Source organism: Nocardia ignorata NBRC 108230 (assembly GCF_001612905.1).
Lineage (GTDB): Bacteria > Actinomycetota > Actinomycetes > Mycobacteriales > Mycobacteriaceae > Nocardia > Nocardia ignorata.
The window spans coordinates 27,234-50,070 of the sequence record NZ_BDBI01000001.1 but is presented as its reverse complement, the minus strand read 5'-3'; the positions used below and the strand labels follow the sequence as shown (position 1 = coordinate 50,070).

25 protein-coding genes are annotated in these 22,837 nt (G+C 68.0%); 11 read left to right on the top strand and 14 right to left on the bottom strand.

The genetic code is table 11. The features are described 5' to 3' along the window. Window positions 1–447: 447 nt before the first annotated feature. The 6 genes from NI2_RS00230 (at window position 448) to NI2_RS00205 (ending at window position 5,452) form a co-directional block, all read left to right on the top strand. On the top strand, window positions 448–954 hold the full coding sequence (locus tag NI2_RS00230) for an Rv0361 family membrane protein (protein WP_133733869.1): 507 nt from the start codon (window positions 448–450) through the stop codon (window positions 952–954). Window positions 955–1,051: 97 nt separating this feature from the next. Then, window positions 1,052–2,104: a fused (3R)-hydroxyacyl-ACP dehydratase subunits HadA/HadB gene (locus tag NI2_RS00225; protein WP_067484350.1), complete on the top strand. Its 1,053-nt coding sequence runs from the start codon at window positions 1,052–1,054 to the stop codon at window positions 2,102–2,104. Between the two features lie 91 nt (window positions 2,105–2,195). Then, window positions 2,196–3,152 (top strand): alpha/beta fold hydrolase, encoded by a 957-nt coding sequence (locus NI2_RS00220; RefSeq protein WP_067484348.1) that lies wholly within the window; start codon window positions 2,196–2,198, stop codon window positions 3,150–3,152. Window positions 3,153–3,174: 22 nt separating this feature from the next. After that, window positions 3,175–3,486 carry a DUF4190 domain-containing protein gene (locus tag NI2_RS00215; protein WP_067484345.1) on the top strand — a complete coding sequence of 104 codons (312 nt, stop codon included), beginning with the start codon at window positions 3,175–3,177 and terminating at the stop codon, window positions 3,484–3,486. Between the two features lie 15 nt (window positions 3,487–3,501). Beyond that, window positions 3,502–4,182, top strand: coding sequence for a TrmH family RNA methyltransferase (locus NI2_RS00210; RefSeq protein WP_243749771.1), 681 nt, complete (start codon window positions 3,502–3,504; stop codon window positions 4,180–4,182). Between the two features lie 181 nt (window positions 4,183–4,363). After that, window positions 4,364–5,452: a glycoside hydrolase family 76 protein gene (locus NI2_RS00205; protein ID WP_067484336.1), complete on the top strand. Its 1,089-nt coding sequence runs from the start codon at window positions 4,364–4,366 to the stop codon at window positions 5,450–5,452. On the opposite strand, the gene NI2_RS00200 is transcribed toward NI2_RS00205, so the two are convergent. Together NI2_RS00200 and NI2_RS00195 are read right to left on the bottom strand one after the other, a co-directional pair. Beyond that, window positions 5,449–6,138, bottom strand: coding sequence for a DedA family protein (locus NI2_RS00200; protein ID WP_067484333.1), 690 nt, complete (start codon window positions 6,136–6,138; stop codon window positions 5,449–5,451). The genes NI2_RS00205 and NI2_RS00200 overlap by 4 nt on opposite strands. Window positions 6,139–6,143: 5 nt before the next feature. Continuing rightward, the gene (locus tag NI2_RS00195; RefSeq protein WP_371851925.1) at window positions 6,144–6,845 is read right to left on the bottom strand and encodes a DedA family protein; all 702 of its coding nucleotides are present in this window, start codon (window positions 6,843–6,845) and stop codon (window positions 6,144–6,146) included. A gap of 172 nt (window positions 6,846–7,017) precedes the next feature. Here NI2_RS00195 and fbaA point away from each other — a divergent pair, with 172 nt between their 5' ends. Both fbaA and NI2_RS00185 read left to right on the top strand, forming a co-directional pair. Next, on the top strand, window positions 7,018–8,055 hold the full coding sequence (fbaA, locus tag NI2_RS00190; RefSeq protein WP_067484330.1) for a class II fructose-bisphosphate aldolase: 1,038 nt from the start codon (window positions 7,018–7,020) through the stop codon (window positions 8,053–8,055). 31 nt (window positions 8,056–8,086) lie between these two features. Beyond that, window positions 8,087–9,205 carry a BTAD domain-containing putative transcriptional regulator gene (locus NI2_RS00185; RefSeq protein WP_067484327.1) on the top strand — a complete coding sequence of 373 codons (1,119 nt, stop codon included), beginning with the start codon at window positions 8,087–8,089 and terminating at the stop codon, window positions 9,203–9,205. Here the strand turns inward: NI2_RS00185 and NI2_RS00180 are convergent. The 7 genes from NI2_RS00180 to clpB form a co-directional block, all read right to left on the bottom strand. After that, complete coding sequence (locus tag NI2_RS00180; protein ID WP_067484325.1) at window positions 9,159–9,896, bottom strand: lysoplasmalogenase; 738 nt, start codon at window positions 9,894–9,896, stop codon at window positions 9,159–9,161. The genes NI2_RS00185 and NI2_RS00180 overlap by 47 nt on opposite strands. 2 nt (window positions 9,897–9,898) lie before the next feature. Continuing rightward, a complete protein-coding gene (locus tag NI2_RS00175) occupies window positions 9,899–10,957 on the bottom strand; it encodes a beta-ketoacyl-ACP synthase 3 (RefSeq protein WP_067484322.1) in 1,059 nt (352 codons plus the stop codon). 67 nt (window positions 10,958–11,024) lie between these two features. Next, window positions 11,025–11,588, bottom strand: coding sequence for an orotate phosphoribosyltransferase (pyrE, locus tag NI2_RS00170; protein ID WP_067484319.1), 564 nt, complete (start codon window positions 11,586–11,588; stop codon window positions 11,025–11,027). Window positions 11,589–11,664: 76 nt separating this feature from the next. Then, window positions 11,665–12,471, bottom strand: a complete 807-nt coding sequence (locus NI2_RS00165; protein WP_067484317.1) for an SDR family NAD(P)-dependent oxidoreductase — start codon at window positions 12,469–12,471, stop codon at window positions 11,665–11,667. Window positions 12,472–12,519: 48 nt separating this feature from the next. Further along, window positions 12,520–13,650, bottom strand: coding sequence for a TtfA family protein (locus tag NI2_RS00160; protein ID WP_243749772.1), 1,131 nt, complete (start codon window positions 13,648–13,650; stop codon window positions 12,520–12,522). Window positions 13,651–13,718: 68 nt separating this feature from the next. After that, window positions 13,719–14,510, bottom strand: coding sequence for a DUF5666 domain-containing protein (locus tag NI2_RS00155; RefSeq protein ID WP_067484314.1), 792 nt, complete (start codon window positions 14,508–14,510; stop codon window positions 13,719–13,721). A gap of 61 nt (window positions 14,511–14,571) precedes the next feature. After that, window positions 14,572–17,145 (bottom strand): ATP-dependent chaperone ClpB, encoded by a 2,574-nt coding sequence (clpB, locus tag NI2_RS00150; protein ID WP_067484312.1) that lies wholly within the window; start codon window positions 17,143–17,145, stop codon window positions 14,572–14,574. A 182-nt stretch (window positions 17,146–17,327) separates the two neighbouring features. Between clpB and NI2_RS00145 the strand changes: the two genes are divergently transcribed. From NI2_RS00145 to NI2_RS00135, 3 genes are all read left to right on the top strand, one after another. Beyond that, window positions 17,328–18,302, top strand: a complete 975-nt coding sequence (locus NI2_RS00145; RefSeq protein WP_067484310.1) for an NADP-dependent oxidoreductase — start codon at window positions 17,328–17,330, stop codon at window positions 18,300–18,302. Between the two features lie 72 nt (window positions 18,303–18,374). Next, window positions 18,375–18,656, top strand: a complete 282-nt coding sequence (locus tag NI2_RS00140; protein WP_067484308.1) for a type II toxin-antitoxin system Phd/YefM family antitoxin — start codon at window positions 18,375–18,377, stop codon at window positions 18,654–18,656. Then, entirely contained in the window at window positions 18,649–18,918 is a 270-nt protein-coding gene (locus NI2_RS00135; protein ID WP_243749773.1) for a type II toxin-antitoxin system RelE family toxin, read from the top strand. The genes NI2_RS00140 and NI2_RS00135 overlap by 8 nt, the downstream gene beginning before the upstream one ends. A 138-nt stretch (window positions 18,919–19,056) precedes the next feature. Here NI2_RS00135 and NI2_RS00130 read toward each other — a convergent pair whose 3' ends face one another. The 5 genes from NI2_RS00130 to NI2_RS00110 all read right to left on the bottom strand — a co-directional run bounded on the left by NI2_RS00130 (window position 19,057) and on the right by NI2_RS00110 (window position 22,830). Next, window positions 19,057–19,815 (bottom strand): ESX secretion-associated protein EspG, encoded by a 759-nt coding sequence (locus NI2_RS00130; protein ID WP_067484302.1) that lies wholly within the window; start codon window positions 19,813–19,815, stop codon window positions 19,057–19,059. Between the two features lie 33 nt (window positions 19,816–19,848). Beyond that, window positions 19,849–21,183 carry a hypothetical protein gene (locus tag NI2_RS00125; protein WP_067484299.1) on the bottom strand — a complete coding sequence of 445 codons (1,335 nt, stop codon included), beginning with the start codon at window positions 21,181–21,183 and terminating at the stop codon, window positions 19,849–19,851. Then, window positions 21,180–21,560 carry a hypothetical protein gene (locus tag NI2_RS00120; protein WP_067484296.1) on the bottom strand — a complete coding sequence of 127 codons (381 nt, stop codon included), beginning with the start codon at window positions 21,558–21,560 and terminating at the stop codon, window positions 21,180–21,182. The genes NI2_RS00125 and NI2_RS00120 overlap by 4 nt, the downstream gene beginning before the upstream one ends. A 13-nt stretch (window positions 21,561–21,573) precedes the next feature. Continuing rightward, window positions 21,574–22,098: a DUF3558 domain-containing protein gene (locus NI2_RS00115; protein ID WP_084475762.1), complete on the bottom strand. Its 525-nt coding sequence runs from the start codon at window positions 22,096–22,098 to the stop codon at window positions 21,574–21,576. A gap of 105 nt (window positions 22,099–22,203) precedes the next feature. After that, entirely contained in the window at window positions 22,204–22,830 is a 627-nt protein-coding gene (locus NI2_RS00110) for a maleylpyruvate isomerase family mycothiol-dependent enzyme (RefSeq protein WP_067484289.1), read from the bottom strand. Window positions 22,831–22,837: the final 7 nt, after the last annotated feature.

Sequence of the window (22,837 nt, the reverse complement as noted above, 5' to 3'; positions counted from 1 at the left end):
GCCGAAGACAGACGGCCGTCCGCACCCCAAGGACCCCAGGGGCCGGGCGCTCCCCGCGGACCGCAGGGAGCCGGCGTCGAGGACACACGGCCATCCGCATCCCCAGGGCCACGCGGACCGCAAGGACCGCAAGGACCGGGATCGTCTCGCGGGCCGCAAGGACCGCGGGCCGAAGACGCACGGCCATCGGCACCTCAAGGTCCGGGAGCTCCGCGCGGACTGCAAAAACCAGGGGCCGAGGAGACGCGCCCGTCGGCACCCCAGGGTCCGCAAGGGCCAGGAGCTCCTCGCGGACCACAGGGACAGGGGGTCGAGGAGACGCGCCCGTCGGCGCAGCATGGTGCGCAAGGGGCGGGTGTTGCTCGTGGCCAAGGGCCAGGGGCTCCTTCTCCTGCTGATATCCAGCCGACGCGGCCCGCGCATCACCTGGCGGACGGGCAGCGGCAGGTGGCGCCTCCGCAGCGGATCGAGCCGGGTCAGCAAGGGGTCGCACCGCAGCAGCAGGCGAACGCCGCCGGGGCGGGTCGGTCGAAGCGGTTGGTGTTGGCGGCGGCGGGTGCGACGGTGCTCGTCATCGCGTTGATCGTGGGCTTCGTGTTGATGACGACGGGTGACAATTCGCCGGAGGGGCAGGTGCGGGCGGTGATCGGTGAGTACACCGACGCGCTGCGCGAGGGCGATCTCGAAACCCTGCGGTCCACCACGTGCGGACAGCTGCACGACTTCTACCAGGGCATCAGTACCGAACAGTTCCAGGGCGTGCATCAGCTCTCGACCGAGCAGGGCTCCATTCCGGTGGTCGACAGCGTGGACGCGGTGCGGATCACCGACGACACGGCGCTGGCCGAGGCCACGGTGTATACGGCGGCGGAGTCCAAGCGCACCGCACGCACCTTCGACCTGCAGAAGACCGACGACGGCTGGAAGGTGTGCGACCCCACGGCGGCACCCTGAACCGGTGATGACCCGTCGTAGCGCCGGTCAGAGGTGCTATGACGGGTCACACATAACTGGTATCGGGCACTGTGCACCCAGTATCATTTTTCGGATCATGAGCACGGAACACACAACGTCGCAGCCGGACATCGATGCTGTGGTCCCGGAGGCGGCGCTGGTGGGCCAGCGCTTCGGATTCCGCGATCACTACGAGGTGGGGCGCGAGAAGATCCGCGAATTCGCCCGGGCGGTGCAGAACACGCACCTCGCGCACCAGAACGAAGTCGACGCCCGCAAGCTCGGCTACAACGCGGTGATCGCACCGCCGACCTTCGCCTCGGTGATCGGCATGAGCGCCACCCGCGCCCTGCTCGACGGCGTACTCACCGAGTACGACCTGTCGCAGGTGCTGCAGACCGACCAGGTGTTCGAGATCTTCCACCCGATGCTGGCAGGCGACCGGATCCGCACGGAGATCGAGATCGAGTCGATCCGCCAGTTCGCCGACAACGACTTCGTCAATGTCGGGTTCAAGCTGGTGAACCAGCACGACGAGGTGGCGGTACAGGGAACGACGACCATCGTCGCGCGCCGCGGCGTGGAGGTCGACCCCAATATCGTCGAGGCCGTCGAGAACATCAGCATGCACCCGCGTCCCGGCGACACCGGCATCGCCGACGACCTCCTGATCCGCCGCACCGGCCCCGCCCCCGCCGTGCCGCCGCGCGAGTTCGTACCCGTGCACACCGGCCCGGCGTTCGAATCGCTGACCAAGGGCATGGAACTGCCGGTCGCCACCGCGCGCGTCACCCGCGGTGACCTCGCCAACTACGCGGGCGTCTCGGGCGACCCGAACCCCATCCACTTCAGCGACCGCGCCGCCGAACTGGCCGGCCTGCCGACCGTCGTCGCCCACGGCCTGCTCACCATGGGCCTGGCCGCCCAGTACCTCACGGACTGGCTCGGCGACCCGACCGCTATCGAGAAGCTGGCCGTGCGTTTCTCCGGTTTCGTCCCGGTCCCACCGACCGCGGCGGGCGAGATCCAATTCTCCGGCAAGATCAAGTCGGTCGACACCGACCGCCGCGCGGCGACCGTGCTGCTGAGCGGAACCTCGGAGGGCCGCAAGCTCTTCGGCCGCGCCGCCGCGGAGATCCGCCTGACCTGACCGAAGCCGCACCGCGTAGCTGATACGCGGTGTCACATGTCGCTTACCTGCGTGTTGTCGTGCCGCAACACCCCGCGCGCACGCTTCGTTGATGAACGGGAATGTGCGGTTCATCGAGGTGCACGGGTATCGGCGTGCGTATCGGATGGCCGGGACAGGTCCGCCGGTGCTGCTCATTCACGGCATCACCGACAGCTCCGGAACCTGGGCGCCCGTCTTCGACGCGCTCGCCGAGCACCACACCGTGATCGCACCCGACCTGCTCGGGCACGGTGAATCCGCCAAGCCGCGCGCCGATTACGCGGTGGCCGCCTATGCCAACGGCATGCGCGATCTGCTCAGCGTGCTCGGCATCGAACGGGCCACCGTGGTCGGGCACTCGCTCGGCGGCGGTATCGCCATGCAGTTCGCCTACCAGTTCCCGGAGAAGGTGGAGCGGATCGCGCTGGTGTGCCCGGCCGGCATGGGCGCGGGCGTGCACCCGGCGTTCCGGCTGGCCACGATCGCGGGCGCCGGGCCCGCGCTGATGGCCGCCACCAGCTGGCCGGTGCGCACGGCGGTGCGTGCCGTGATCCCGCTGGTCACGGCGGTCGGCGGGCTCGGCCTCGGACCTGACGCCGAATATGTGCTCCGCCTCTACGGCGGCCTGGCCGAATCGGGCGCACGCAACGCCTTCCTCCGTACCATCCGCGCGGCAGCCGACCGGCGCGGGCAGACCATCACCATGCTCGATCGCGGCTATCTCGCCGCCCACCTGCCCACCCTGGTCATCGGCGGCACGCGCGACACCGTCATCCCCTCCGGACACGCCACCCGCGCGCATCGCGCCTTCCCCGGCAGCCGCATCGAAATTTTCACCGGCGCAGGCCATTTCCCGCACCACTTCGATCCGGACCGCTTCGTGACGCTCATCCGGCAGTTCATCGAGGAAACCGAACCGGCCGCCTACGATCCGCTGCGCTGGCAGCGCACCCTGCGCCGAGGCAGCCCCCTGGTCGCGCTGCCCACCCCGGAGCCGGATCCCCCGATGATGACCGAGCAGGGCTGATGCCCCGGCTACCATGCGGCCTATGAGTTACCCGCTGCCGCCGCAGGGCTACTACCGTCCGCCGGACCATCCGGAGTCGACCCTCGTGCTGGTGCTCGGGGTGATCGGGGTGTCGTTCTGCGGTCTCACCGCGCCGTTCGCGTGGCTGAAGGCCAAGTCGGCGCTGGCCGAGATCGACGCGTCCAACGGCACGATCGGCGGCCGTTCGCAGGTGTACGCGGGCTACATCATGGGCATCATCGGCTCCGCGATGCTCGGCATCGTGCTGCTGTTCCTCGTGCTCGCGGTGGTGCTCATGGTGATCGGTGCGTCGGCGGACACATCCACCTACTGAGCTAGCATCCTGCGGGTGATCGAACCAGAGGCCGACGTCGCGGGACCAACCGAGTGGGGTGAACATCCACACGGCCTCGGCCCGTGGGAGCAGGAGTACGGCACGCCCGCCCCCACCGACGAGCGCTACGACCCGGTGCTGCTCGCCGAGGGCGACCGCCGCAATGTGGTCGACGCCTACCGCTACTGGAAGCGCGAGGCGATCGTCGCCGACATCGACGCCCGCCGCTTCCCGTTCCACGTGGCCATCGAGAACTTCGGTCACGACGCCAATATCGGGACCGTGGTCCGCACCGCCAACGCCTTCGCCGCCGCCGCGGTGCACATCGTCGGCCGGCGCCGCTGGAACCGGCGCGGCGCCATGGTCACCGACCGCTACCAGCACCTCGTCCACCACGCCGACCTGACCGAGCTGCGCGACTACGCCACCCGCGAAGGACTCACCGTGGTGGCCGTCGACAATGTGCCCGGCTCGGTGCCGCTCGAAACCGCCCAGTTGCCACGCGACTGCCTCCTGCTGTTCGGCCAGGAGGGACCCGGCGTAAGCGACGACGCGAAAGACGCTGCCGCCCTCACGGTTTCGATTTCCCAGTTCGGTTCGACCCGCAGCATCAACGCGGGGGTCGCGGCGGGCATCGCCATGCACACCTGGATCCGTCAGCACGCGGATCTGTCGCTGGCCTGGCCGATCACCTGAATCCCGCGGGTCACATCAGGTCTGCCACGCCACACCGGTCGCCACAGACCACAATTTCCTTGCCCCGCATGCACACCGACCTGGCAACATGGACCCCATGACCTCGCGTGGGGGCCGGCGCCCGCAGCCGACTGATACCGGATCCATACCGACCCCTGCGCTGTGGTCCGAACGTGCCGACATGGCCGAATCGGCCATCATCTCGCGCCACCTGCGCGCCCTGTGGGGTTGTCCCGGAACGGAATTGGGCGTCGTCGGCTGGCCGGCCACCCGCCGTGAGCGCCTGTTCGGCAGCTGGCACTACTGGTGGCAGGCGCATCTGCTCGACTGCGCGATCGACGCCGCGAACCGGGTACCGACACCGGCCCGGCGCAGGCGCATCGCCGCCATCGCGCGCTCGCACCGCATGCGCAACATCACCGGCTGGACCAACCGCTACTACGACGACATGGCCTGGCTGGCCATCGCACTCGAACGCGCCGAACGCACCCAGGAACTCAGCGCCGCGCGCGGCGGTCTGCTAGCCCTGGAACAGCAGCTCTACAGCGCATGGAACCCGGGTGTCGGCGGCGGCATCCCGTGGCGGGTGCGGTCCGATTTCTACAACGCACCGGCGAACGGCCCCGCGGGCATCGCACTGCTGCGACTGGGCCAGGTCGAACGCGCACAACAGATGGCCGACTGGCTGCACGACACCCTGCGCGACCCGCAGACCGGTCTCGTCCTCGACGGCATCCACCTGCCCTCCGGCGAGATCGAACGGCCGACGTTCACCTACTGCCAGGGTGTGGTGCTCGGCCTGGAGGCCGAGCTGGCGGTGCACACCGACGACGACCGCCACATCGACCGCGCCGTCGACCTGGTCGACGCGGTGGAAGACCACATGACCCACCGGCTGGTGATCTCCGGCGGCGGCGGGGGCGACGGCGGCCTGTTCAACGGCATCCTCGCCCGCTATCTGGCCGTCGTCGCGCTGATGCTGCCGGGCGAAGGCAAACGACCCGAGGCCGCGCGCCGCATCGCCGCGGCCATCGTGAAGACCTCGGCCACCGCCGCCTGGAGCAACCGCCTCGACGTGGAAGGCGAACCGCTGTTCGGCTACGACTGGAGCAAACCGGCCCGCCTGCCGGGCGGTTCGGCGGGCGCGGGCAAGTTCACCGCGGGCGGTTCGGTGACCGCGTCGGTGGTTCCCGAACGCGACCTGTCGGTGCAGCTGTCGGGGTGGATGCTGATGGAAGCCGCCTACCAGGTGAGTGCCGCGGGCCTCTAGCGCTCGCCGACGCTCGCCTCGCACTCGACTTCGTAGTCCTCGGCGGGCTTGGCCATTTCCTGGCGGTAGTGCCGGATGCCGATCACCGTGCCGATGATCAGACCGACGACGAGGGTGCCGATCACCGCGGGCATCAACCACGACACCCGCTCGAGGAACTCACCCGCGTAATAGCCGATGAGCAGCAGCACCGGCGCCCAGATGATCGCACCGATGGTGCTGGCGATCGTGTACTTGCGGTGATCCATCCCGGCCGCGCCCGCGACCATCGGGCACAGCGTGCGCACCCACGGGATCCAGCGGGCGATCATCACCGCGAAGAACCCGTGCCGTTCCAGCAGATGCGTCACCTTCGCCAGGTTCTCGGTATTGATGTAGCGGCCGTTCTTGCGCGCGACCACACGATGGCCGGTGCGTTGGCCGACCAGGTACCCCACCTGGTTCCCGGCGATCGCCGCCAGCATGGTGCCGACGGACAGCCCCCACACCTGCGCTTCGCCGTTGGCGTGGGAGGCGAGCACGATACCCGCGGTGATCAGCATCGAATCGCCGGGCAGGAACAGCCCGATGATGAACGCGCATTCCAGGAACACGAACACCAGCACGACCGTGCAGACCACAGCGGGCCCGGCCGAGACCAGCGGATCGAAGCTGCCGACGGCGTAGGTGGATGGTCCCGCTGTCACGTCGATCAGAGCGTCTTGTTCGTCGAGACGGCCAGCTCGGCAGGCTCGGCGGGCACCACAGGCACCACGGGCAGAGCGCGGCGCGCGAGCACCTTCTTACCGACTGTGATGATGGCGGGCAGGATCGAGACGAACACGATCAGCAGGAAGATCGCTTCCACATGGTCGCGAATGAAGGGCACATTGCCGAGGAAGTAACCGATGATCGTCACGCCGCCGCCCCACAGCACGGCGCCGACGATGTCGAACGCCACGTACTTGCGGTAGCTCATCTTCGACACACCGGCGAGCACCGGCATGAACGTGCGGACGATCGGCACGAACCTGGCCAGGATGATCGTCTTGGGGCCGTGCTTCTCGAAGAACTCGTGGGTCTCGACGACGTACTGCTTCTTGAAGAAGCGGCTGTCCTCCTTGCGGAAGATCGCCGGCCCGATTTTTCGCCCGATCCAGTACGCGCACTGGTCGCCCGCGAACGCGGTGACGATCACCAGCGGGACGAGCACCCAGATGTTCGGGCTGCCCTGCGCGGCCAGCATGCCACCGGTGAACAGCAGCGAGTCACCGGGCAGCAACGGGAACAGCAGACCGGTCTCGATGAAGACAATCGCCAGGATGGCGGGTAGCACCGCGTTCTTCAGCCACGTGTCCTGGAGCAGATACATCGGGTCCAGCAACTGGGTCAACGCGAGGTTGTGCGTCATCACATCGGAAACCGCCAGCAAAGTCACGGGGCCCACAGTACCGGTCGCGGCTGTGAAGTGAATGGGTGTGGGCGACCTGGCGGAAACCAGCCGGTGAACTCATCGATCACTTCCTAACCTAGGGTGTGGCCTGACAGAATTGGTTTTTTGCTCCCCACAGACGGAGGTCACTGCTGTGCCTATCGCGACTCCGGAGGTCTACGCCGAGATGCTCGGCCGGGCCAAGGCGCACTCGTTCGCATTCCCGGCTATCAACTGCACTTCGTCGGAGACGATCAACGCCGCCATCAAGGGCTTCGCGGAGGCCGGGAGCGACGGCATCATCCAGTTCTCCACCGGCGGCGCCGAGTTCGCTTCGGGCCAGGGTGTGAAGGACATGGTCACCGGCGCGGTGGCGCTGGCCGAGTTCGCGCACGTGGTCGCCGCGAAGTACGACGTGACGATCGCGCTGCACACCGACCACTGCCCCAAGGACAAGCTGGACACCTACGTGCGTCCGCTGCTCGCCATCTCCCAGGAGCGCGTGAACAACGGCCTGAACCCGCTGTTCCAGTCGCACATGTGGGACGGCTCGGCCATCCCGATCGACGAGAACCTCGAGATCGCCAAGGAGCTGCTCAAGCTCTCGAAGGCCGCCAACATCATCCTCGAGGTCGAGATCGGCGTCGTCGGCGGTGAAGAGGACGGTGTCGAGGCCGAGATCAACGACAAGCTCTACACCTCGCCCGAGGACTTCGAGAAGACCATCGACGCGCTCGGCGCCGGTGAGAACGGCAAGTACCTGCTCGCCGCCACCTTCGGCAACGTGCACGGTGTGTACAAGCCGGGCAACGTGGTGCTCAAGCCCGAGGTGCTGGCCGAGGGTCAGCGCGTCGCGGCCGCCAAGCTCGGCCTCGGCGCGGACGCGCAGCCGTTCGACTTCGTGTTCCACGGCGGTTCGGGCTCGCTGAAGTCCGAGATCGAGGACTCCCTGCGTTACGGCGTGGTGAAGATGAACGTCGACACCGACACCCAGTACGCCTTCACCCGCCCCGTCGCCGGGCACATGTTCACCAACTACGACGGTGTGCTCAAGATCGACGGCGAGGTCGGCAACAAGAAGACCTACGACCCGCGCAGCTACCTGAAGAAGGCCGAGTCCTCGATGGCCGCGCGCGTGCTCGAGGCCTGCAACGACCTCAAGTCGGCCGGTCGCTCCGTCAGCGGTTCCTGATCGAAGTATCGAACAAACGGGGCCCGAGCTCATGAGTCTTGATGTCCGTGTGCTCGGGCCCGTTCGACTGCTCGTCGGCGGTGAGCCGGTGGCGGTCGGCGGGCCCAAGCCGCGCGCGCTGCTTGCCGCGCTAACCGTCAACCGGCGGCGCGCGGTGTCGTCGGCTGTGCTCGCCGAGATGGTGTGGAACGAGGATCCGCCCGACTCGTACGCGGCGAGCCTGCAGGTGTTCGTCTCCAATATCCGCAAGGCGCTGCGCAACGCCGGGATCGATTCCGCACAGGTGCTGCGCACCGAGGGCGCCGGGTATCGGCTCGAAATCCCCGACACCGCTTGCGATCTCGGCCGTTTCGAGAACGCGCGCGAGGCCGGTTCGCGCTGCCTCGACGCCGGTGACCATCCCGGTGCGGCCAACCTGTTCGGCGCGGCGCTGCGGGAGTGGTCGGGGCGCGCACTGGCCGATCTGGCCGGCCTGCAGTTCGCCGACGGTTTCGCCACCGCGATGAACGAGGAGCGGCTGCTCGCCGCCTCGGCCCGCATCGATGCCGAAATCGCCTGTGGGCGTTCGTCTTCGGTGATCGGTGAGTTGGTCACCATGACCAACGAGAACCCGCTGCGTGAACCGCTGTGGGGTCAGCTCATCACCGCGCTGTACCTGTCGGGTCGTCAGGCCGACGCGCTCGAGGCGTGCCGCCGGGTGCGTACCGTCCTCGCCGAGGAGCTCGGCATCGACCCGGGCGCGGCGCTGATCGAACTCGAGCAGCGTGTTCTTCGCCAGGAACCCCTGAATGTGCAGGCGTTCAAGCGATCCGAGCAGGTCGCGGCGGCGATGACGGAGACCGTCACCGAGGTGCCGCGCTCGATCCGCAACGGCAACCTGCGCTTCGCCGACGGCCGCACCATCCCGATTCCGCACGGCGGCTTGCGAATCGGGCGCATGACCGACAACGAACTGGTCCTCGACGACCCCAAGGCGAGCCGCTACCACGCCCACATCATGCCGAGCCGCGCCGGTCTGCTGATCAAGGATCTGCATTCGGCCAACGGTGTCTATGTGAACGAATTGCCCATCGACAGTGGGGCTTTGCTGGGCGATGGTGACATCATCCGGATCGGTGCGACCATCCTGACGTTCCTCGCGGTGAGCTGACCAGCGGGTCGGCGGCTGTCGGCGGTGCGACGGTGAGGTGGTACTGGGCCGCCGCATAAGTCGCGAGAATGACGCCCTCGGTGAGGCGGCGGGATCTTTCGGACTTCGCGAAGAGGCGGCGCAGGACGATCAGGCCGTCGGAGACGGTGAACAGCAGCGCGCCCAAGCCGTAGCGGCTGCGCGGGTCCTCGTTCGGGATGTTCAGCCCAGCAACGTTTTTCGCGTCTGGAGCCAAGGCCGGGTCCGAGGCGAGGGTGGCGGCGGTTCCGAGAGTCGCGCCGTACGCGGTGAGCGGTAGCGCCAGCATCGGCGCCTTGGCGCGCAGCAGACCGGCCGCGCCCACCCAGGCGAGCAGGCGGGGCGCCGCGATCTCGGGGCGCGGGCGGGCGCCCCGGCGCCACCACAGCAGCGAGTAGCCCGTCTGCATCACCGCGAACGACGACGCGCCCGCGATGAGGCGGCGGTCGTCGTCCGGGTCGATGAGCAGGACGTCGCCCACGGTGGCGGCGGCCAGCGAGCCGAGCAAAATCCGGCGCTCGGCCGGGTCAACGGCGCCGCCGGTCACCGCGTCGGCCGCGAGCAACGGCATCAGCAGCGGCTTGGCCACCCATTGCAGGCGTTCGCGGCCGGTGACGGCACCGAAAACGGTGACCGCCGCCGCCGCGAGATAGCCCGCGCGCAACGGACGCATCGTCAGAAGCTCGGTTCCTTCGGGGCGGGCGGCAGGGTGACGACCTGGCCCGCGTAGCTCAGTCCCGCGCCGAAGCCGAGCAGCAGCGCCAGCTGACCACCCTTGGCCTTGCCGGTCACCAGCATCTCCTCCATGGCCAGCGGGATCGAGGCGGCCGAGGTGTTGCCGGTGTTCTCGATGTCGTTGGCCATCGGGATGTTCTCGGCGAGGCCGAGGTTCTTCTTCATCAGCTCGTTGATGCGGGCATTGGCCTGATGCGGGATGAACACCTCGATGTCCTCCTTGGCCACACCGGAGGCGTCGAGCGCCGCCGACAGGGCGCGCGGCAGGGTGACCGCGGCCCACCGGAAGACCTTGGGGCCCTCCATGTGCAGCGACATGCGGCCGATCGGCTCCACCTCGGGGTCGGTGCCCTGCATGGCCTGGGCCTTGTTCATGTAGGCGAGGAAGTCGACGTCCTGGGCGATGGCCTCGGCGTTCTCGCCGTCGCTGCCCCACACCGTCGGCGAGATGCCGTTCTCCTCGGCCGGGCCGACGACGACGGCGCCCGCGCCGTCACCGAAGATCATCGCGGTGCCGCGGTCGGTCGGGTCGAGACCGACGGTCATGGTCTCGGCGCCGATCACCAACACGTATTCGGCCGAACCGGCGCGGATCAGGTCGGCGGCGACGCCGAGGCCGTAGCCGAAACCGCCGCAGCCGGAGGTGAGGTCGAACGCGGCCACACCGTTGAGGCCGAGGTCGTAGGCCACCGATGGCGCACCGTGCGGAGTGAGCTTGAGCCAGCTCGAGGTGCACAGCAGGACCGCGCCGATCTTGGCGCGGTCGACCGGGCTGTTCTTCAGCGCGCGCTCGCCCGCGGCCGCCGCGATCGAGCGGATGGTCTCGTCGCCGCTGATCCAGCGCCGGTTGTGGATGCCGGTGCGTTCGTAGATCCAGTCTGGCGTCGAGTCGAGAACCTCACACACCTCGGCATTGCTGACGATGCGCTGCGGGCGGTACGCACCGATCCCGAGCATCGCGACATTGTCGCGACCTTTGTTGATTGCAATGCTCACCACGGGTGACTCACACGTCCTTCTCACTGCCGGACGGCTTCGTCGCCATCCGAATTTTCTGACGTTCAGGCTAACTCAGAGCCAAGTCGTCGAGACCGAGGATGGACCGGTATTCCAGCCCCTCGGCGGCGATCACCTGGTCAGCGCCGGTTTCGCGGTCCACGACGGTGGCCACACCCACCACGATGGCGCCCGCGTCACGCAGCGCGCGCACGGCGGTGAGCGGCGAATTGCCGGTGGTTGTGGTGTCCTCGACCACCAGCACGCGCTTGCCGACGACATTGGGGCCTTCGATCTGGCGCTGCATGCCGTGGGCCTTGGCGGCCTTGCGGACGACGAAGGCATCGATCGGGCGACCGGGCGCGTGCATGACGGCCATCGCGACGGGATCGGCGCCCATGGTGAGCCCGCCGACGGCGTCGAAGTCCCAGTCGGCGACCAGCTCACGCAGCAGCGACCCGATCAGCGGGGCGGCCTGGTGGTGCAGCGTCGCGCGGCGCAGGTCGACGTAGTAGTCGGCCTCCTTGCCCGAGGACAGTGTCACCTTGCCGTGCACGACCGCGAGCTCGCGCACGAGCGCGGCCAACTGGTCGCGATCGGCTTCGGTGAGCGCCTGACGTGCCTGGTCGATCATGCGGTTTCCTTTCGGTCATCTGCGTGGGCCCTGCGCGATTACGCTACGCTGCCGCCGCCGGGGCCCACGCCATGCCCTAGGTCCTGCCGCGTGCGTTGAACAGGCCGCGATTGAGCCGCGTGATGAGGGTGCGCGGAACCATCCCCGCCACCGTGGTGATGACCTTGTACTGCAGGCCGGGAACACTGATGACCCGGCCAGCTTCCAGGTCGTGCAGGCAGCCGTCGACCACCTGGTCCACCTCGAGCCACAGCGCCTTGGGCAGCGAACTCATCTCGATGCCGGCTCGCTCGTGGAACTCGGTGTGCACGAATCCGGGGCACAGGGCCTGGATGCGCACACCGGTGCCCGACAGCCCACCCGCCAGACCTTCGGTGAAGGCGACGACATAAGCCTTCGACGCCGAATAGGTGGACCCGCGGCCGGGGACGAGTCCCGCCACGCTGGCCACATTGACGATCGAACCGGACGCGGCCGCGATCATCGCGGGCAGCGCGGCCCTGGTGAGCTGCACGACCGAGGTGACGTTCACATCGAGCTGGGCCTGCAGCTCGGCGGGCTCGAGGGTCCAGAACTCCCCCGAGTGCGCGAAACCGGCGTTGTTGACCAGGAATTGGAGGCCGGCCTCGGCACGTTCGGCGACGCGGGCGCGGTCGTCGTCATCGGCCAGGTCGGCGACGAGGACCTCGGCGGAGGTGGCGTACCGGCGGCCGAGTTCGTCGGCCAGGCCACGCAACCGCACCTCGTTCCTGGCGACGAGCACCAGGTCGTAGCCGAGGGCGGCGAGGCGGTGGGCGAAGCCGAGGCCGATGCCGGAGGTGGGGCCGGTGATCAGGGCGACGGGTCGGGACGCACCGGGCAGGCGCGCGGGGATATCGGTCATAGCTGGTCGATTCGGGTCGACGGATGTTGCCGTGTCACGGCATCGGGATCACTTCGGGACGGGGCCCTGGTAGGGGCGGAAGCCGGGGTGGAAGGGGCCGCCGGGCTGGTCGGAATCGTCGTCGGCACGTTCTTCTACGCGCGGACGCGGTTCCTCCGTGCGCGGACGCGGCGGCTCCACGCGCGGGCGCGGTTCCGGGACGACGGCGAGCGACGGGCGCTTCGGCGGTTCGCCGAGCGGACGGCGGCCGGGTGCGGGCTGGTCCTCGAAATCCGGGTCGTCGAGGTCGGGATCGAAATCCGGGTCGGCCGCGAAGGCGGGTTTGCGCGGCGGCAAACGGTCGTAGTCGTCGTCGGGTGCCTGGGCGGGACGCGCGGGGAACAGCGGTTCGGCGGCGCGGCCGTAGTGGTCGTCGACATCGGCTTCGTCGTCGGGACCGGGGAAGCGGGCGCGACCGTCGGTATCGGGCACGCGGGCGGCCGGAGCGTAGTCGTCGTCGTACTCGTCGCGGAAACCGTCGGGCGACGGTTCGCCGATTCCCGAACGGGGACGGGTGTATTCGTTCGGCTCGGCCACCGGCGGCAGCACATGCAGCAGACCCGACAGGCGGAGCACAGCGTCGATCGCGGTCTCCCAGTCCTTGGACCCGCTGCCGACCGGGAGCATGCCGAGGGTCCAGTTGCCCTCGCTCCACAGCATCTGCACAGTGTCGGACAGGGATTCGATGAAGCCGACCATCCGCTGGTCGACGGCATGCCGGGCGATCTCGGGGTCGGTGGCGAACACAACCCGGTCGCCGATGGCGCCGAGCAGTTCCAGGTCGTGATCCTTGGGCGGCGACGCGGTCTTGAGCCGCATGTCGACATCGATCTCGGACCCGATCTGGCGGCGCACGGCCACCAGGGTGGCGGCGTCTTCCAGGTCGAAGAGCACGAACTTCTCGCCCTTACGGATACCGGAGACCACGTCGACCGCGGACAGGTACCCGAGCTTGGTCAGCGCGCCACGCCGCCACGTCGAGGCGAGGGCGGGCTCCACCGACACATAGGTATAGCCCTGGGACTTCGCCCACACCTGGCGGGCGTGTCCGGTGCGCTGTCGCTGGACCCGATCGAAATACAGCAGTACGACCGCACCAACGAGTGCGATCGCCGCCAAGCCGAACCACATAGCCGTCATCGTCGCCTAGCCTATCCAGCCGTCGCCGTGATTGCCCGGTAGCACCGGGGATTCGACGCGCGGGTCGCTCATCGGGGGCCGCTCGGGAGCGCCGTGCTGATGATGATCTTGGCGCGGATCGACCCGTCTGGGTTCTTGTCGCCCTGCACCATAACCATGTCACCGACCGGAAGTTCGCTCGCCTTGGTGGTGCTCAGCGAGATCACCTGCGTGGCCTCGTCGATCAACACCCGCACACTCGACCCGCCGAGGGTGCTCATGGTGATCTCGGAACCGGTGTTGGCGGTGATGCTGCCCATGGTGGCGCCGAGGTCTTCGGTGCCACCGAGACCGGGTAAGCCGGGCAGGCCGCTCGCACTCGGCGGCGGGGTCGGGGTGGTTTGCCTGGTCGGTGGTTGCAGGGTCTGGGTGGTGGGTGGTGCGGCGGCGGTGTCGTTGTCGGAACCGTCGCCACCGGTGAGCATCAGACCGGCCAGGATGCCGCCGAAGGCGATGAGTGCCACGACGGCCAAGCCGAGCGCGATCCACAGGCCGGTGTGCTTCTTCGGCGGTTCCTGGTCGCCGTCCTGTGGGCGCGGTGGATATTCGGGCTGCTGTTGCGGCCCGTAGCCCGGCGGCGGGGCGGGCGGGTAACCCTGCCCGTAGGCCGGTTGGGGCGCGGGTTGCTCTGCGGGATAACCACTTTCATACGGTCCCCATTGAGCGTCGTGCGGCGGTAGCGCCTGGGTGGGGTTCGACGGTTGTCCCCACTCGTCGAACCCACCGCCGTACGGCCGTGTGGTTTCGTTCCCTGGCGAACCCAGCCGTTCCGTCGGCGAATCCTCCGGGCGTTGTCCCCACGGATCGTTCGGATTCGTCATGTCCCCAGCGTAGGTCAGCCCGGCGCGTAGAGAGGGTCCTACGCACCGGGCTGTGGATAAATCATGAACTGTGGACAACTTCGCGTCCGACGACCAGCTTGTCGGCGGCGTCGTCCACACTCACCGACACCGTGTCACCATCGGTGACCGTGCCGGAGAGCAGCTCCTTGGCCAGGCTGTCGCCGATGGCCTGCTGGATCAGCCTGCGCAGCGGGCGCGCGCCGTAGGCGGGGTCGTAACCGCGCACCGCGAGCCACTGCTTGGCCTCCTCGGTGACATCGAGGGTGAGCCTGCGCTGCGACAACCGCTTCTGCAGCTGGCGCAGGTTGATGTCGACGATCGACTCCAGCTGTTTCGCGTCGAGCGCGTGGAACATCACCACGTCGTCGAGCCGGTTGAGGAACTCCGGCTTGAACGCTCGGCGCACCGCGTCCATCACCTGGTCCTTGGTGCCACCGGCACCGAGGTTGGAGGTGAGGATGAGGATGGTGTTGCGGAAATCAACCGTACGGCCCTGGCTGTCGGTGAGCCTGCCCTCGTCGAGCACCTGCAGCAGGATGTCGAACACGTCCGGGTGTGCCTTCTCGATCTCGTCGAACAGCACCACCGAATACGGCCGCCTGCGCACCGCTTCGGTGAGCTGACCGCCCTGGTCGTACCCGACGTAACCGGGAGGCGCACCGACCAGGCGGGCCACCGAGTGCTTCTCGCTGTACTCGCTCATATCGATGCGGACCATGGCGCGTTCGTCGGCGAACAGGAACTCCGCCAGCGACTTGGCCAGCTCGGTCTTACCGACACCGGTCGGCCCGACGAACATGAACGAGCCCGTCGGCCGGTTCGGGTCGGCCACGCCCGCACGCGAGCGGCGCACCGCGTCGGACACCGCCTGCACAGCCTCCTGCTGCCCGACGACCCGCCCGGCGAGCTCGGTCTCCATGCGCAGCAGCTTGGCGGTCTCGCCCTCGAGCATCCGCCCCACCGGCACACCGGTCCACGACGAGACCACATCGGCGATGTCGTCCGGGGTGACCTCCTCGTTGAGCATCACCTCACCGCTCGCGGCGGCACCGCTGGCCTCTTCGGCCGCGGCCAGCTGCTTCTCCAGCGCCGGGATGCGGCCGTAGCGCAGCTCGGCGGCCTTGCCGAGATCACCGTCGCGTTCGGCGCGTTCGGATTCGCCGCGCAGGCGCTCGAGCTCCTCCTTGAGCCCGCGCACCGAGTCGATGGCGTTCTTCTCGTTCTGCCAGCGGGTGGTGAGCTGGTTGAGCTTCTCGCGGTCGTCGGCCAGTTCCTGGCGCAATTTCTCCAGGCGCTGCTTGGACGCCTCGTCGGTTTCCTTCTCGAGCGCGACCTCCTCGATCTCGAGGCGCCGCACCGCGCGCTCCACCTCGTCGATTTCGACCGGGCGCGAGTCGATTTCCATGCGCAGCCGCGACGCCGACTCGTCGATCAGGTCGATCGCCTTGTCCGGCAGGAAGCGGGAGGTGATGTAGCGGTCCGACAGCGTCGCGGCCGCCACCAGCGCGGAGTCGGTGATCCGCACACCGTGGTGCACCTCGTAGCGTTCCTTGATGCCGCGCAGGATGCCGATGGTGTCGGCCACCGTCGGCTCGCCGACCAGCACCTGCTGGAACCGGCGTTCCAGCGCGGCGTCCTTCTCGATGTACTTGCGGTACTCGTCGAGCGTCGTCGCGCCGACCAGGCGCAGCTCACCGCGCGCGAGCAGCGGCTTGATCATGTTGCCCGCGTCCATCGACGAGTCGCCGGTGCTGCCGGCGCCGACGATGGTGTGCAGCTCGTCGATGAAGGTGATGATCTCGCCCGCGCTGTTCTTGATGTCGTCGAGCACGGCCTTGAGCCGCTCCTCGAACTCGCCGCGATACTTCGCGCCCGCGACCATCGCGCCGAGGTCGAGCGAGACGACCTTCTTGCCGCGCAACGACTCCGGCACGTCACCGTCGACGATGCGCTTGGCGAGGCCCTCGACGATGGCGGTCTTGCCGACGCCCGGTTCGCCGATGAGCACCGGGTTGTTCTTGGTGCGTCGCGAAAGTACTTGCACCACACGGCGGATCTCGGTGTCGCGGCCGATCACCGGGTCGAGCTTGCCGGTGCGGGCGGCCTCGGTGAGGTCGGTCGAGTACTTCTCGAGTGCCTGGTAGGAGGCTTCGGGGTCGGGATTGGTGACCCGCGCGCTGCCGCGCACCGTGGTGAAGGCGTCACGCAACGCCTCGGGGGTGGCGCCGTGTCTGCGCAGCAGCTCGGCCACCTCGCCGCTGCCGTCGGCCAGGCCGACCAGCAGGTTCTCGGTGGAGACGAACTCGTCGCCGAGCTCGGTGGCCAGCCGTTGCGCGGCCGTGATCGCGGCCAGCGCCTCGCGGCCGAGCTGAGGTGTGGTCGTGGCGCCGGTGGCGCGCGGCAGCCGGTCGACGAGGTCGCCCGCTTCCCGTTCGACGGTCGCGGGGTCGACACCGATGGCCTTGAGCAGCGGGGCGGCGATGCCATCGGTTTGATCAAGCAACGCCACCAGCAAGTGCGCCGGACGGATCTCCGGGTTGCCCGCCGCCGACGCGGCCTGCAGGGCGGCCGTCAGGGCCGCCTGGGTCTTGGTGGTGGGATTGAACGAGTCCACTGGTCTCCTCGGGGTAATTCCGGTATCGACTTGTTCAACGTCGGCAAACTTGAGTCTGTTCCGCTCAACTTAATCTTTTCTCGCCGGTTCGCCACGCCGCCTCACGCTACGCCGCATGTCGGAGCCCCCTCAGCCTAGGATTGCGGTGCCTGGCTCACCCCCGATACGAGGAGTTGTCGACCATGCGCGCCATCGTGGTTCACAAGTTCGGTGCCACGCCCGAACTCGCCGATATGCCGGTGCCCGAACCCGGTCCGGGTGAAGTGCAGGTGGCCTTGGACGCCGCGGGGGTCAACCCGTTCGACCTGAAGATGGCCGACGGGCTGCTCGAAGGAAAAATGCCGACCGACTTCCCGATGATCCTCGGCGTGGACGGCGCGGGCACCGTGTCGGCGGTCGGGTCGGGCGTCACCTCGTTCGCCGTTGGCGACAAGGTGGTCGGCAAATTCCTGACCGCCCCCGCAGGCCATGGCAGCTGGGCCCAGTACGCGACGGTCCCCGAAGACGCCACACTGGTGAAGATCCCCGACGGCATCACCACGGTCGCCGCCGCCGCCCTGCCCATCGCCGGGCTCACCGCCCAGGACCTGGTCGACGCCGCCCACATCCAGCCCGGCCAGACCGTGCTGATCGTCGGCGCCACCGGCGGTGTCGGTTCCTTCCTTGTACAGCTGGCCAATATCGCGGGCGCCCACGTGATCGCGACCGCCCGCGCCGACGCCACCGACCAGGTCGCCCGCCTCGGCGCCGCCGAAACCGTCGACTACACCCAGGCCCGCCCCGACCCGCACGACCCGTCCACCCAGGTCGACTCGAACATCGTCGACGCCGTGCGCGCCACCCACCCCGACGGCATCGACGTCCTGTTCGACCTGGTCAGCACCGCCCCGGCCTTCGCCGACCACGCCACCCTCGTCCGCCGCGGCGGCCACGCCTACTCCACCGTCTGGGCTGCCAACGAACAGGCACTGACCGAGCGCGGCGTCACCGGCGGCAACTTCGAATCCAAAGGACGCGGTCCCGAACTGAGCCGTTTGCTCGGGCGCGTGGCGGCAGGGGATGTGGTGGTCCCGGTCCAGATGACGGTGCCGCTGGAAACCGCTCCCGCCGTACTCGGCGCGGGTAGTGCACGCGGAAAGACCGTCCTGGCAATCTGAAGGTATCGCACAGCCGCGCTCGCGGCGTTCAAATTGGTTGAAATTTTGACCAACTCTGATAGAATAACGCTTATGGACACGATCCCCATCAGCGAAGCCAAGACACGACTGACCGAACTGGCTGACAAAGCCGACCGGGAGCACGATCACTTCACCCTCACTCGCAATGGTCGCGCCCGAGCGGTCTTGGTCGGCGTGAGCGAGTGGGAATCCATTCAGGAGACCATGGCCATACTCGCCAACCAACCGCTTCGTGAAGAACTCGCGCAGGCCGCCGCTGATGATGCCGCTGGAAACCTCACCTCCCACGAGGAAATGACGGCGATCATGAATGAGCGCTTGGGCCGTGGCTGACAGCTACCGTATTCAGTACACCCCGGCAGCGCGGCGGGCGCTCTCGATGAAGCTCCCCGAACCAGTGGCAGCAGCGGCGTGGGAGTTGATCAACGGTGACCTGGCGGCAAATCCGTGGCGGGTCGGCAAGGCGCTACATGAGCCCTACACCGGGCTGCACAGCGCTCGCCGGGGCACCTACCGAATCATTTACCGGATCGACGATACCCATCGGCTAGTGGTCATTCACGATGTTGAACATCGCCGCGATATCTACCGATGATCTGCGACCGTTCGCTGTTTCGCCTGAAAAGGCCAGGCCTGCATCAGCCGTATGTTCGCCTCGCGCACCACGATGAAGTCGTGGTCGGACTCCGAGTTGTAGGCCGAGGATGGTCAGTTCGTCTGAGACGGGACGGGGTCAATTAGGGAGTTGGGTGCCGGTGCGGGCTTTGGTGGCGGTGGTGTAAAGGATTTCGGTGAGGGTTTTGTGGATTCGGGTGGGGGTGGTGGGTTTTACGGTGAAGGTGGTTTCGCCGTAGAAGACGTAGCGGCCGTCGCCGGGGAGGTCGTGGAGCTGGAAGTCGTCGCGGCCTTCGGTGTGGCGGTTGTCGACGCTGGCGTGGGCGTAGACGCCGATGTGGGTGAGGGTGTCGGTGGGTTTGGCGAGGAAGGATTCGAGTTGTTCTCGGGGGGTGGGGTTCCAGCGGTCGCGGGTGTGGGGGCGGGGGGCCGCGAGTTCGGCTGCGGTGACTCGGATTTCGCGGCCGCGGCCGGGTGAGACCTTGGGGAGGGTAGAGAGGACGGCGGCGGCCAGGGTGTTGGGCGTCATCAGGTGCAGGGTGATGTCGCCGGGGTTGCGGGTGTCGCCGGGGGCCTGGACCGCGAGGGAGGCGTAGGTGTCGCGGGTGCCGCCGTGGGCGCGGATGGTTCGCACGCCGCGGGAGGCGCCCGCCACCTCGACGCGGGCGTGGGGCGCGAGCAGGGCGGCCATGGCGCGGTCGAGGTCGGAGTCGAATTCGGCCATCAGGTTCTCGGCGGCCTTGCGACGCAGGCGCAGGACCTCGGCGTAGGTCTCGACGTCGGTGTACTGGTGCTGTAAGGGGTACGGGAGGACGTCGCGCCCCGCGGCTTCCCACAGGGTGCGGAAGTCGAGGGCGGTGAGATGCCAGGTGCGCACGGGAAATCTACTCTGTTCCATCGAGATCGGCACTCAGTCGGCGCCGATGACGGGCGGGACCATCTTGGGCAGGCTGTCCAGACCGGTGAGCTCCTCGCCGTTCTCCTGCGTGACGAGGTAGTCGGGGATGCCCTTGGTCGACTCGTCGTCCTTGCCGCCGCCACGTCCCGCGCCCGGGCCCATCATGCCGGGCATCCCGGAGCGGCCCGCAGCGCCCGCTCCGCCGCCACGGTTCGCCCCTGCGCCGGCCGACGCGGGGTTGCCGGGTACCGCCGCACCCGCCCCCGGCGAACTGGCGCCGGGGGAACCGCTGCCCGGCACGCCTGAGCCCGGGGAACCTCCGCCACCGGGAAGGCCTGTGCTGCTCGGATTTCCGGGAGATCCCGACGTTGTCGACTGCGGGGTGGTCGCGGCGGGAGTCGTCGAGGCCGGGGTAGTCGACGAGGGATCGGTGGTCTGTGGGGTGTCGTCCTCGGAAGAATTCTGGTCATCGTCGTCGGCGGAGGTGTCGCCGGGCGTTTCGCCGGGCGTTTCGCCGGGGTCGGTCGTCGGGGTGACGGCCGCGGGCGTGCCCGGTGTCGCTGCGGGCTGACCGGCCGGCGAGTCCAGATCGGCGGGACGTCCACCGCCACCGGGGATTTCGGGATCCCCAGCATTGTCCACAGCCTTGGGGACCGGAATGACCGGAACATTCGTGTCGGACTCGTAAATCACCGGCGCGTAGACGGTTTGGAGTACACGCACCGCCTCGACCCGCGCATTCTCTTCCGCCACATCGTCATCGCGCCATGCTCGGCCGGTGAACAGGCCGGTGAAGTTGTCGACGCCGCTGCGGTGCTCGGGTTGATGGGGCACCAGACGTTTCGTCGGCTCGAGGCCGGTTCGCAGCTCGACCAGCTTGTTGCTGGTGAGGGCGGCCGCGGTGGTGACCCGTTTGCCCGTGGCGTCGTAGGCCGCGACGGTCTGCGCGGCGGCATTCGCGGCCGAACCCGACCAGACATCGGGCGACATCCCACGCGAAATCTGCTTTCGGAACTCGTCGAGGGAAGTGGCGTTGCGGGTGGAGATCTCGGTCCACGCGCCGATCAGATCGTTGACGGCATCGAGATCGATCTTGTCGACCTTGGCGCGAAGCTCGGCGACGGTACCGGCGAACAGGTTGTTCTCGACCACCGTTCGCGGGCGGAATTCGCCGTCGAAACCGAGCTGGCATGCCTTCTGCCGGGTTACTGCGCGCTGGTCGTTGTATTCGTCCTGGATGTCGGCGATTTCGGAACTGTCGAGTTCGCCGTCGTCGCCGGAGAAGGAGACGAGGTCGCGCAGTTTGCCGTAGAGGTCGAAGCCGTTGATGCTCTGCATGCCGGTCATGGGGTCACCTGCTCGGAGATGTAGTCCATGGCGTTGGCATTTTCGATGTCGGTGCTGGTGAGGCGTTTGAAGGAAATGGCGAAGACTTCGCGAAGTTGCTGCACGGCTTCGATGTCCTTCATGACCACGGCATCGATCGAGTTCGGATCGCCTGTGGCCTGAACGAGGAACTTCTTCTCGAGATCCTTGCCGATCTGAAAGTCGCCGAAACCGCTCACGTTCTGCGTTCGGCGGGTAATGCCCAGAATTTCGCGAAGAACAGTCAGGCGATCATCGCAGGCTTTGTACATGTGGAAGGCGGCAGCCTCGTCGTTGAGGTAAACCTCGCCGGCCTTCGCCTGGGCGAGCAACGCGCTGTAGGCGGTGTTCTCACTCACGGAGCCCTCCCGGTCAGCTCGGAAAGATCGGAACCAGCACTTCGCCCGCGCGGGCCAGGTACTCGCAGGGGTCGTCGAGGCCGGACTCGAGGGGCGAATTGAGGATCTGCAACTGGACGACGCCGAGCTGCGCGGGAAAGACCACATCGCAGCCGAGGTCCTTCGATGCACCGCTGACCTTGAACTCACGACCCGAACGGCCTGCGATGGTTACGTCCCGAAAGTCGACGTTGCCAGGTTTCTGTTCGAACTGATCAACCGTCTTGTTCGTCGTGTACACGGTGAGCGAGAACTCACGCGCATCCCACGCACAGATCTCCCACCCCGATTGCGGAACACCGCCGACGCCTTTTTCCTCGGTCGCCGGGTCGACCCCGACCTCCGTCAACAACGCATCAGGAATCTCCGTACACGGATTCCACAGCACCGGCTTGGCCGTCGTAGTCGTCCCCGAAGACGTCGACTTCCCCTCCTCGCATCCGGCTGCCCCGACAACCACCAGACCTGCGAGCACTAGCGCGATCCCCGCCCGGTTCATCCCCACCCCTTCTCGCCGGTCCACTGCTTTGACCAGGGAGATTAGCACGGGCCTCGGACACGGAACCGGGTCCGAGCGGCGGGCAAACCGGTAGCAGCCGGTCGCTCATCGTGCGGTCAGCGACTCCACACCCGCACCCGTCAGGGCGGGCAGCACGCTCGGTCTGCCGGTGAGAAGTAGGAGCAGATCCAGCGTGGAGCCCCGGATTTCGGGACCACTACCAACGGTCCATGCGGAGTCGTCGGCTACGAGGGACACACCGCGTAGCCGGCGGCGGGCCCAGAACGGCCAGCCCATCGTCCAGACACGCTGTGCGGCAACCTCACACGCCTGCGCGTCGACTTCGATCGTGCGCGAGAGCGGGCGGGCGATGTCCTGGGCGTGGACGATCACGTCGAAGTGGATGTTGCGGTAGTTGGTGACCACGGGCAGGGCGCGGGAATCGGCCAGGCTCGCGAGGGCGGTGGCGATGTCGGGGGTGGCGTCGGCGTAGCGGACGGCCAGGTCGTGGTTGAGGCGGTGGAAGCTGCCTCGGGCGCGGGCGGCCTCGCGCAGCATGGCGAGCGGGCCGGGCGGCCGGGGTGCCAGCGCGACGTGCGCGGCGACATCACGGACGCGCCAGCCCGCGCACAGCGAGGGGGCGTCGAGTTCGGCCGGAGTGAGCTCGGCCAGGAACCCGGCGATGGCGCGGCGCTGGTCGGTGATGGTTCGCCAGTACTGATCGGGGTCCATGCTCGGC

Bases quoted from the DNA above. Each gene is read 5' to 3' on its own strand.
- NI2_RS00180 (WP_067484325.1), bottom strand. From the start codon at position 9,896: ATGCGTCCGTTGCGCGCGGGCTATCTCGCGGCGGCGGCGGTCACCGTT.
- NI2_RS00220 (WP_067484348.1), top strand. From the start codon at position 2,196: ATGAACGGGAATGTGCGGTTCATCGAGGTGCACGGGTATCGGCGTGCG.
- NI2_RS00140 (WP_067484308.1), top strand. From the start codon at position 18,375: ATGGACACGATCCCCATCAGCGAAGCCAAGACACGACTGACCGAACTG.
- NI2_RS00185 (WP_067484327.1), top strand. From the start codon at position 8,087: ATGAGTCTTGATGTCCGTGTGCTCGGGCCCGTTCGACTGCTCGTCGGC.
- NI2_RS00165 (WP_067484317.1), bottom strand. From the start codon at position 12,471: ATGACCGATATCCCCGCGCGCCTGCCCGGTGCGTCCCGACCCGTCGCC.
- NI2_RS00125 (WP_067484299.1), bottom strand. From the start codon at position 21,183: ATGACCGGCATGCAGAGCATCAACGGCTTCGACCTCTACGGCAAACTG.
- NI2_RS00225 (WP_067484350.1), top strand. From the start codon at position 1,052: ATGAGCACGGAACACACAACGTCGCAGCCGGACATCGATGCTGTGGTC.
- NI2_RS00160 (WP_243749772.1), bottom strand. From the start codon at position 13,650: ATGACGGCTATGTGGTTCGGCTTGGCGGCGATCGCACTCGTTGGTGCG.
- NI2_RS00215 (WP_067484345.1), top strand. From the start codon at position 3,175: ATGAGTTACCCGCTGCCGCCGCAGGGCTACTACCGTCCGCCGGACCAT.
- NI2_RS00145 (WP_067484310.1), top strand. From the start codon at position 17,328: ATGCGCGCCATCGTGGTTCACAAGTTCGGTGCCACGCCCGAACTCGCC.
- NI2_RS00205 (WP_067484336.1), top strand. From the start codon at position 4,364: ATGGCCGAATCGGCCATCATCTCGCGCCACCTGCGCGCCCTGTGGGGT.
- NI2_RS00155 (WP_067484314.1), bottom strand. From the start codon at position 14,510: ATGACGAATCCGAACGATCCGTGGGGACAACGCCCGGAGGATTCGCCG.
- NI2_RS00115 (WP_084475762.1), bottom strand. From the start codon at position 22,098: ATGAACCGGGCGGGGATCGCGCTAGTGCTCGCAGGTCTGGTGGTTGTC.
- pyrE (WP_067484319.1), bottom strand. From the start codon at position 11,588: ATGATCGACCAGGCACGTCAGGCGCTCACCGAAGCCGATCGCGACCAG.
- NI2_RS00110 (WP_067484289.1), bottom strand. From the start codon at position 22,830: ATGGACCCCGATCAGTACTGGCGAACCATCACCGACCAGCGCCGCGCC.